The 9,872-nt window shown below is 69.3% G+C and carries 8 protein-coding genes; 4 read left to right on the forward strand and 4 right to left on the reverse strand.

The window, feature by feature from the left end; translation table 11 throughout:
* Positions 1-234: 234 nt before the first annotated feature.
* The 3 genes from AC25Y0_RS08105 (at position 235) to AC25Y0_RS08115 (ending at position 2,606) form a co-directional block, all read left to right on the forward strand.
* Positions 235-1,179, forward strand: a complete 945-nt coding sequence (locus AC25Y0_RS08105) for a ParA family protein (protein WP_488123655.1) — start codon at positions 235-237, stop codon at positions 1,177-1,179.
* Positions 1,179-2,183 (forward strand): ParB/RepB/Spo0J family partition protein, encoded by a 1,005-nt coding sequence (locus AC25Y0_RS08110; RefSeq protein WP_488123654.1) that lies wholly within the window; start codon positions 1,179-1,181, stop codon positions 2,181-2,183. Before AC25Y0_RS08105 ends, AC25Y0_RS08110 begins: the two co-directional genes overlap by 1 nt.
* A gap of 75 nt (positions 2,184-2,258) precedes the next feature.
* A complete protein-coding gene (locus tag AC25Y0_RS08115; RefSeq protein WP_488123653.1) occupies positions 2,259-2,606 on the forward strand; it encodes a tryptophan synthase subunit alpha in 348 nt (115 codons plus the stop codon).
* A 59-nt stretch (positions 2,607-2,665) separates the two neighbouring features.
* Here AC25Y0_RS08115 and trxA read toward each other — a convergent pair whose 3' ends face one another.
* The 4 genes from trxA to AC25Y0_RS08135 form a co-directional block, all read right to left on the reverse strand.
* Positions 2,666-2,989 carry a thioredoxin gene (trxA, locus tag AC25Y0_RS08120; RefSeq protein WP_488123652.1) on the reverse strand — a complete coding sequence of 108 codons (324 nt, stop codon included), beginning with the start codon at positions 2,987-2,989 and terminating at the stop codon, positions 2,666-2,668.
* Between the two features lie 67 nt (positions 2,990-3,056).
* Positions 3,057-4,043, reverse strand: a complete 987-nt coding sequence (gene trxB / locus AC25Y0_RS08125) for a thioredoxin-disulfide reductase (RefSeq protein ID WP_488123651.1) — start codon at positions 4,041-4,043, stop codon at positions 3,057-3,059.
* Between the two features lie 93 nt (positions 4,044-4,136).
* Positions 4,137-5,738, reverse strand: coding sequence for a murein biosynthesis integral membrane protein MurJ (gene murJ, locus AC25Y0_RS08130; protein WP_488134488.1), 1,602 nt, complete (start codon positions 5,736-5,738; stop codon positions 4,137-4,139).
* Positions 5,735-7,870 carry a DUF6049 family protein gene (locus AC25Y0_RS08135; protein WP_488123649.1) on the reverse strand — a complete coding sequence of 712 codons (2,136 nt, stop codon included), beginning with the start codon at positions 7,868-7,870 and terminating at the stop codon, positions 5,735-5,737. The genes murJ and AC25Y0_RS08135 overlap by 4 nt, the downstream gene beginning before the upstream one ends.
* 94 nt (positions 7,871-7,964) lie before the next feature.
* Here AC25Y0_RS08135 and AC25Y0_RS08140 point away from each other — a divergent pair, with 94 nt between their 5' ends.
* Positions 7,965-9,512, forward strand: a complete 1,548-nt coding sequence (locus AC25Y0_RS08140; protein ID WP_488123648.1) for a DUF7059 domain-containing protein — start codon at positions 7,965-7,967, stop codon at positions 9,510-9,512.
* The last annotated feature ends 360 nt before the right edge of the window (positions 9,513-9,872 follow it).

Raw genomic sequence — 9,872 nt, forward strand, 5'->3', positions numbered from 1 at the left:
CAGGTGCGCCCGCCGTGCCGCGACCTTTGAGCCAGAGAGGGACCGGCGCCCTTCCGTCGCGCAACGTGGGTTTCACGTGAAACACGGCCGGCGTGTACCGCTCGTCGGTGGGTCGGTCGGCCGACGGGGCAGGGGATTCCGCCTCGGACTGCCTCCGGCTCACCGCGTCGGTGACCACCGCGGGCGGGTAGAGTGGGGTTGTTGTCCGACGAGCATTTCAGGAGACCGTTTCACGTGGAACATCCCGACGAACCGGCGGCCGCGGCACCCTCTTTCAGCCTCGACGATTCGCCGATCGCTCGGGAAATCGCAGACCTCAACGCCCGCCGACGCGTGCTGGAAAGCGCGGATGTGCAGCTCAGTGGTCGCACCCGAGTCCTGACGATCTCGAACCAGAAGGGCGGCGTGGGAAAGACCACCACGACCGTCAATGTCGCTGCCGCCCTTGCGGCAGCCGGTGCTCGCGTGCTCGTGATCGACCTTGACCCGCAAGGGAACGCATCAACAGCACTCGGGGTTCCGCACACTGCAGACGTTCCGAGTATCTACGACGTGCTGATCGACGAGTTCCCGCTCGCTGAGGTCATTCAGACCAGCCCGGAGTCTCCCCGGCTGTTCTGCGCGCCGAGCACGATTCACCTGGCGGGGGCCGAAATCGAGCTCGTGTCGCAGGTCGCGCGCGAACATCGCCTGCGGACGGCGCTCGACGGCTACCTTGCAGACGACACGCACCGCCTCGACTTCGTGCTGATCGACTGCCCACCGTCACTCGGACTGCTCACGATCAACGCGTTCGCTGCTGCCAGCGAGCTCCTTATCCCGATTCAGTGCGAGTACTACGCCCTCGAGGGCCTCAGTCAGCTTCTCGGCACCGTTCAGATGATCCAGAAGCACCTCAATCCGGCCCTCCGCCTGTCGACGATCATGCTCACGATGTATGACGGGCGCACGCGCCTCGCCCAACAGGTCGCCGAAGAAGTACGGGAGCACTTTCCCAACGAGGTTCTCGACACCGTCATCCCGCGTTCCGTGCGCGTCTCGGAGGCCCCGAGCTTCGGGCAGACCGTCATCGCCTATGACGGACAGTCGGCCGGCGCTGTCGCTTACCGTGAAGCTGCCGTAGAGATCATCCGGCGCGACGGCGCGCCCCTGTCCCCACGAACAGAAGAGGAATCCTGATGGCCAAGCGCACGGGTCTCGGCCGCGGAATCGGCGCCCTTATCCCCACGAGCGAGCCCACAGAGGCCCGCCCCGCCGACGTGTTCTTCCCCCGCTCAGCCCCGTCCGAACCGGCCGCACCCGACGATGTGTCGTCCGATGGAGGCGCGGCGACGGCATCATCCACCGCAGCCGCCGCGCCCGAGCTCGTCGCGGTGCCCGGAGCGCACCTCGCCCACATCGATCCGCACTCGATCGTGCCGAATCCGCGGCAGCCGCGCACCCACTTCGACCCCGACGATCTCGCCGAGCTCGTCCACAGCGTGCGCGAGTTCGGCGTGCTGCAACCCGTCGTCGTGCGTGACACGGGCGAGGGCACGTACGAGCTCATCATGGGCGAGCGTCGCACACGCGCGGCCCGCGAAGCCGGGCTCGAGACGATCCCCGCCGTCGTCCGTGAGACCTCCGACGAGCATCTACTGCGTGACGCCCTGCTCGAGAACCTGCACCGCTCCGAGCTGAACCCCCTCGAAGAGGCGTCTGCCTACGAGCAGCTGCTCGCTGATTTCGGGATCACGCAGGAAGAGCTCGCGAGCCGCATCGGGCGATCCAGGCCCCAGATCAGCAACACGATCCGCCTCTTGAAGCTGCCGATGCCGGTGCAGCAGCGAGTCGCTGCAGGGGTGCTGACGGCAGGTCATGCCCGGGCCATCTTGTCGCTCGACGACGCCGACGCAATGCAGCGGCTCTCGGACAAGATCGTGAACGAGGATCTCTCGGTGCGCGCCGCCGAGGCGGCCGCGAAGATGACGGATGTGGCCGGATCCCGTCGCCCGAAGCCCCAGGCGGGGTCGCGGCGCGCACACCTCGACGACCTTGCTGAGCGCCTCGGCGACCGCCTCAACACACGCGTCAAGATCGCGCTGGGTGCGCGCAAAGGCCAGATCAGTATTGACTTCGCCAGCATCCAGGACCTCAATCGGATCCTCGAGGAACTCGGCGAGTCACCGTACGGCGCGAGCTGATCGGAAACCCGGGCCAGGAGGAGCCGGCGTTCCGGCGCGGGCGCCCGCGTGCTCCGAGCGACGTACCCTGGATGAGTGACTAACGACGACCAGAGGCCGCGCCGGCGCGCGAGCTTGGAGCTGCTGCGCGCCGAGGCGACCGATGAACTGTCCGTCATCATCGACGAGCGTCTGCGCTCCGGCCAGGATCCATGGGAGTTCATGGAGGATCTGCCGACGGTCGATGAGCTCGTCGTCTTCACGCTGCGCGCCGAGAACATCGAGGCCGACGGCGGGGTACGCCCGACCGCGGCGCGCCACTACCGGGTACTGCGGCAGATCGCCGAGGACTACCCCGAATTGACGACGGCCGTCTGGCGACTGCTCGGCGAGGCTAATACGCATCGTCCGTGGGATGCCACGGTGCGGGCAGACGCCTCGTAGAAAAAGTGAAACCCCCGGTGAGGTGGAAAAACCATCACCGGGGGAGTCGAAGATCAGTGTCAGCCGATGTACTTGGCGAGGTCCTGCTCGAGTGCGAACTTCGGCTTGGCGCCGACGATGGTCGCTTCGACCTGGCCGTTGTTGAAGACCTTCATCGCCGGAATCGACGTGATCTGGTACTTCATCGCGAGGTCAGGATTCTCGTCGACGTTGAGCTTGAGAATCGTGATCTTGTCGGGGTTCTCAGCCTGGATCTCATCGAGAACGGGAGCGACCATGCGACACGGTCCGCACCAGGCGGCCCAGAAGTCCACGAGCACGGGTCCTTCGGCCTGGAGCACGTCCTGCTCCCATGTGGCCGACGTCGTCGCTTTGGCGGTCATGTCTATCTCCTTTTGGGTGTGACGTCTCTGGAGGGGAAACGTCCAGGACGCGGGGTTTGTTCCGTGTTCAGGCGACGCCGACGTCGGCGAGCCCGTCGATGGGCGAGGCATCGGCAGCCGGGGCGCCCGCTTCGCCGAGCGCGGCGAGGTAGTGCTCGACGTCGAGAGCCGCGACGGTGCCGCTGCCCGCGGCGGTGACCGCCTGACGGTACGTGGGGTCGATGACGTCACCGGCGGCGAACACACCCGGCTCCGAGGTGCGCGACGAGCGACCGTCGACCCACACGGTGCCCTCGGGCGTCAGGTCGAGCTTGTCGTGCACGAGGTGGGTGCGGGGGTCGTTGCCGATCGCGACGAAGACACCGTCAAGCGCGAGCTCGCGGGTCTCGCCCGTGCGGGTGTCGCTCAGCATGACGCCGGTGACAGCGTCTTCACCGAGGATGTCGACGATCTCGCTGTTCCACACGAACTCGATCTTGTCGTTGGCGAAGGCGCGGTCCTGCATGATCTTGGACGCGCGCAGTTCGTCGCGGCGGTGGATCACGTAGACCTTCGAGGCGAACTTCGTGAGGAACGTGGCCTCTTCCATCGCCGAGTCGCCGCCGCCGACGACCGCGATCGTACGCTCGCGGAAGAAGAACCCGTCGCAGGTGGCGCAGTACGACACGCCGCGACCGGCGAGACGCGCTTCGCCCTCGATCCCGATCTTGCGCGGCGCGGAACCCGTCGCGAACACGATCGACTCGGCCTCGTGCACGGCACCCGAGCCCAGGACGACGCGCTTGACGGGCCCGTCGAGATCGAGCGACACGACGTCGTCGTAGAGCACCTCGGCGCCGAACCGCTCAGCCTGCTCCTGCATCTTCGCCATCAGGTCGGGGCCCATGATGCCTTCGGGGAACCCGGGGAAGTTCTCGACATCGGTCGTGTTCATGAGCTCACCGCCGGCTTCGACGGAGCTGGCGACGACGAGCGGTTCGAGGTTGGCACGAGCCGCGTAGATAGCGGCGGTGTATCCGGCCGGCCCGGAACCGATGACGATGACGTGACGCACGAATACTCCTTCTCGATGACGGATGCTGCGCACCCGCTGACATCAACCCATGCTAGCTACGCGGCATTCCACCGCCGGGGGGACCCGCGGCGATCAGCGACGGCCGGGAATGAAGCGGCGGGCAAGATCCAGGACCGGCCCGAGTTCGGGGGCGCGCAGCAGGGCGAGGGCGCCCAGATAGACGACGAAGGACACGAGCCCGATGACGCCGGTCCCGATGGCGCCGAGCAGCTTGTCGGAGACGGCCCAGCCGTCGGAGCCGCCCAGCAGCAGGTAGGTCAGCCACCCGGCTGCGGCAGCGGGAGCGGCGGCGATGAGGAAGCGACCGTACGAGACGAACCAGGCACGGGCGCCGAGTGCGCCGAGGCGCCGCCGCAGCAACACCGTGGCGATGAGCACCTGCACGAGCGTCGATATCGACTGGCCGAGCGCGACGCCGGCCGCGAGATGCTCGAGCGGGAGCGCGGCCTGCGCGGCGAGCACGAGCAGCACGAAGAGTCCGCACTGGATGACGGTGAACAGGAAGGGCGTGCGGGTGTCGTTGTAGGCGTAGAACGCCCGCTGCACGACGAACAGCACCGACAGGGGGATGAGGCCGACGAGGTACGCCATGAGCACGGGGGCCGCCGCGACGGCTGCCTCGGCGCTGTCGGCGAAGACGCGGGTCGCGGGGACCGCGGCGGCCATGAGGGCGGCGGCCGCGATCGTGATGAGCATGCCCGTGACGCGGATGCTGGCGGACAGGTCGGACCGCATGTCTTCATCGCGTCCCGCGTGCGCGTGCTCGGAGAGACGCGTGAAGTAAGGGGTTCCGATCGACATGACGATGATCGAGTAGGGGAGCATGAAGACGAGCCACGCGTTGGCCATGGCGAACGCCGACGGGCCGTCGCCCGATGCCTCGGTGATGACGCGTGTCTGAACGAGGCCGGCGAGCGTGCGCACGACGACCATCGCAAAGGTCCATCCGGCGAGGCGCCCGATCTGGCCGAGACCGACCCCCCTCCAGCGGAAATCCGGCCGCAGGTGCAGTCCGGTGCGGCGCCAGAAGAAGAGCAGCACGAGCGCCTGGATCACGATGCCGCCCGTCGCGGTCGCGCCCAGCGCCGTCACCATCGCGGGGGTCCAGTCCGAGACCTCGGTGAGATTCGTGCCGAAGTACAGCCCGATGAGGCCGAAGCCGATGATCGACACGACGTTGTTGACGATGGGCGCCCACGTGAAGGGCCCGTAGACCTTGCGGGCGTTGAGCGCCTCGCCCACGAGCGCGTACAGGCCGTAGAAGAAGATCTGCGGCAGGCACCAGTAGGCGAGGACCGTCGCGAGCGCTTTCTGCTCGGGCTCGAAGCCCGGTGCGAACAGCTCGACCAGCAGCGGTGCGCACAAGGTCGCGACGGCGCTCGTCACGAGCAGCACGACGGTGCCGAGTGTGAACAGCTTCGAGATGAAGCTGCGCCCCCCGTCGGCGTGGGAACTGGCACGCACGATCTGCGGCACGATGACGGCCGTCAGCAGGCCGTACGAGATGATCTCGTAGATCGTGTTGGGCAGCTGGTTCGCAATCGCGAACGCGTCGCCCGCGCGGCTGAAGACCGCGCCGAGCACCGTCACGAGCACGATCGTGCGGACGAGCCCGGTCACCCGCGAGACGAGGGTTCCTGCTCCGATGAGTGCGCTCGCCCGGCCGACGCTCATGATGCATCCTCACTCGAGGGGTCGTTGCCGCTGCGGCGCGCCCGAGAGCGCAGCACCGTGCGCAGCACGCCGAGCACGAGCAGGCCGCCGGCGATGACGGCCAGCGCGACGAGGCCCACGGTCTCCCATTCGGCGCGCACGTTGACATCGACCTGCTCCGACGCGCCGATCGCGACGAACGACGGGCTGCGCAGTTGCAGTTCGAGGGTGACCTCGCCGTTTCCGACGCGCGCCTCGACGGGAACGTCGACCCGTGTGTTGCTCTGCGGTGTCGCGACGAGCTCGTTCGCGCGACGCACGTTCAGCCGCAGATCGTTGGGACTGGCGTAGAGCACGAGGTTGACCGCATACGGCAGGTCGTTGCGCACCGTGAAGGGCAGGTCCGCTCCGGCGGCGAAGAGGTTGATCGTCTTGTTGGGCAGCAGTCTGACCGCGCCGAGCGTCTCGCGCGTCGCGGCACGGTGCTCGGCGAGTGCAGCCGCGAACTCGTCGGCTCGTGCGGCCCAGCCGACGCTGAGCAGCTGCAGGATCTCGGCCCGTTCGACTCCGGTCAAAAGGCCCGGGTCGTCGAGGATCGTCGCGAATCGCGCGAGCTCGTCCTCATCCGCGAAGAGAGCGGCTGCCGCCGCGACGCGCTCGGCAGGAGGTTCGGCGTCGAGCAGGTCGACCCGCATCGTCGCTGTGCCGGCGACGCTCGTGAGCGACTGCATGACGACGCCGGGATAGTCGGCGACGGCGCTCAGAACCGTGCGGATCCCGATGTACGAGCGGGCGGTCGTGCGGTCGAGGGTGACGAGCAGCGGCGTGCCTTCGGCGGCGGCGAAGGCGAGGTGGCCCGTCGCGGCAGCGAGGGGCGCGCCGCGCAGCGCGGATTCGTCGATCGCCGCGGCATCCGACAGCAGGCGCGACATCTCGGCATCGGCGACGAGCAGGCCGGCCTCGCCCGCCGTTCCGCGCGCGCCGACCGTGCCTCCGCCCGCGCCGGCCACCGTCGCGGTCGAGGGCACGAGGGTGAGCGCCTCGCCGTCGTCGAGGGCACCCAGGCCGGCGACGGCGTCGCGCGTGAGGCTCGCGGCGTCGGGCCAGTACACCGTGCCGCGGACGGTGCCGATCTGCAGCAGATCCTCAACCGTCGGGTAGACCGGCGCCCCCGGGTCGACCGGTCCGGTCGCGGAGGGCGTCTGGGCGACGGGCGGCGCCGGTGTGGGTTCGGCGACGGGCGGGAAGTCGGCCGCGCGCATCGAGGCGGTGAAAGACGTGGGCTCCAGCGGGCGTGAGAGCCCGGCCTCGACCTGCACGGCCGGGTCGGCGTCGCCGAACTGCAGTGCGAAGCGCGTGTTGCCGAGGGCTTCGAGCTGCTCGAGCCACGCGGTCGCACTCTCGGGCGCCGCGATGCCGAGTACCCGGATCGCGGCGGGGATCGCGGGGTCGACGGCGAGGATCGCTCCTGTGCCCGTGACGCCCTCGAGCTGGCTCGTCAGCTCGCCGTCGGGCGCCGTCAGCTGCTCAAGCTCGGTCGCTGTCAACAGGGCGTCTTCGCGAGCGGCGACCGTGATCGGCACGATGAACGACGCGTTGAGCGGCTGGTCTGCGGTGGGCACGACGATGGCACTGGTCGACACGATCGCGCCGTCAGGCGAGTCATACGACGCCTCGAGCGGATATACGCCGGGCCGCAGCGCGCTCAGCTCGGGGGTCTCGGGGGGCACGAGGATCGCCGATGTCTGGTGCTCGCCCGCAGCGACGGGCTCGATCATGCCGGTTCCGACATCGAGCGTCGCAATTTCGGACGAGCCGGCGAGCCACGCCGCCAACTCGGCCCGGCCGCCGAGTGGCGCTGTGCCGAGCGCGAGCGTGACAGGTGTCGAGGGGATGTCCGCTGTCGTGTCGTTCTGCAGCGTCACCGACACTGTGAGGGTCTCGCCCGGATTCAGGATGCCGTTGCGCAGCGGAGCGAGGGTGAACGAGGTCGTGCCGGTGACCGCCGGGTCCGTCGCTGCGGGCGACGGCACCGGGCTGGGGGTGTCGGCGGCAGCGGGAAGCGGCATCCCGAGCCCGAAGGCGATCGTCAGGGCCGTGAGGATCGACAGCGCGCGCCGCGGCCGGCTCTTCTTCAGGGGGGTCTCGATCATCACTCTCGGTGGGCTCCTGTGCGATTCCGGACCGCACGATCGATGAGATTCTACGGGCCGCCCCTCGAAGGGTGCCGACAGCGCACGCGGTTGAATGGTGGATGTGACTTCTCGCACTCTGCTTCCCGAGCCCGATCCTGTGCTGTGCCGTGCACTTGCCGACGACCTGCGAGACGCGGGGTTCACGTCAGCCGCCCTGCGCGCCGCGTGGGGTGACACCGCCGACACGGCGCTCGCTCGGGGCCTGCGTTCGCTTGCGCTTCGGGCTCTGGGCGACCGTGATGACGCGCTCGCCGTACTGGGGCGGCTCTTGGTGCTCGCGGCGCCTCAACCGGCGGCATCCGTCGACCGGAGCCTGCCGCGCACGGGGGTGCGCGGTGTCGTCGCCCTCGGACTCGCGGTGGCGCCGGGGCCGGACGTCGAGCCCGTGGCGCTCGTGCGACCGCAGTCGTTCGCCGATGAGCTCGGCGGCGGAGAGTGGTGGATCGCCAGTGATCTCGACGAGAGCGCGCTGCGCGGGCCACTGCCTGAAGACCATGTGCTCGGTGTGGGGGGCGCGTCGCTCACGCTCGCGTCGCTGCAGCTGCCGACACCCGCCGCGCGCGGGCTCGATCTCGGCAGTGGCTGCGGCATCCAGTCGTTGCGGGCGCGTCGCGCCGTCGAGCATGTCGTCGCGACCGACATCTCGGAGCGCGCGCTGCGATTCACGCGCCTCAATGCGGAGCTGTGCGGTGTCGACGGCATCGAGACGAGGCACGGCAGTCTGTTCGCGCCCGTTGCGGGTGAGCAGTTCGACCGGATCGTGTCGAACCCGCCTTTCGTCATCACTCCCCGCGTCGCAGGTGTGCCCGCGTACGAGTACCGTGATGCGGGCTTCATGGGCGACGAACTCGTCGCGGCGGTCGTCTCGGGCGCGGGCGCGCACCTCGCGCCCGGCGGCGTTGCGCAGCTGCTCGGCGACTGGGAGACCCGCGACGGCGTCGAGGGCCTCGATCGCGTGCGGGAGTGGGTCGCGGCGGCACCCGTCGAGCTGGACGCCTGGGTCGTCGAGCGTGAGCAGCTCGACCCCCTGTCGTACGCCGAGCTGTGGGTGCGCGACGGCGGCACGCTGCCCGGAACGCCGGAGTACGCGCGGCTCGTCGACGCCTGGCTCGAGGACTTCTCCGCGCGCGGGGTCGCGTCGATCGGGTTCGGCTACGTTCTGCTGCGGCGCCCGGCGGCGGGCGCGGCGACGCTGTCACGGTACGAGCGGGTGACCCAGGCCCTGCCGGAGGGCGGGCTCGGCCGGCACCTCGCCGACGCGCTCGCCGCGCACGACGCGCTGGCGCAGCTCGACGATGACGCTCTCGCAGCCCGCGTCGCCCTCGTCGCGGCCGACGTCACCGAGGCGCGGCACCAGCTGCCCGGCGCCGAGGATCCGACCGTCATCGAGCTGCGGCAGGGCGCAGGGTTCGGTCGGTCGCTCTCGGTCGACCCGGGCCTCGCGGCGCTCGTCGGAGCGTGCGACGGCGACCTGCCGCTCGGCGTGCTGATCGACGCGATCGGACAGTTGCTCGAGGTCGACCCGGTTGCGCTGCGCGCCGACCTGCTGCCCCGTGTGCGCGAGCTCGTTTTCACCGGATTCCTCGGCCTCGTCGGGTGAGCGTCGACAACTCCGGAGAGAAACGGCGTTTCCGGGGGTCGGGGCGGCGTAAGTGACGGTTCCTCCGGAGAAGTGGACGCGGGATCCGCTGCATCGTGCTCGGGAGGCTCGAAACCATGCTCATGGCAGACGGCGTCGCGCGGCGTCGAACGAGGAACCGGGAGGGTGATTTCTGCGCCCGCCGGGGGGTCGGTGCAGAACAAGAGGGGCACTGCGGCGACACCCCGGGTGATGCGGTTGCGCCGACTCTTGACACCCCGGGAGGGCCCGTCCATACTCCGACGCGTGCGACGAACCTCGCACCCGCCCTCGGAAGATGATGCTTCCCATGGCGCCCACCCACTCTGAGAAGGCGGCTCC

This window comes from Microbacterium sp. Y547, from assembly GCF_057669785.1.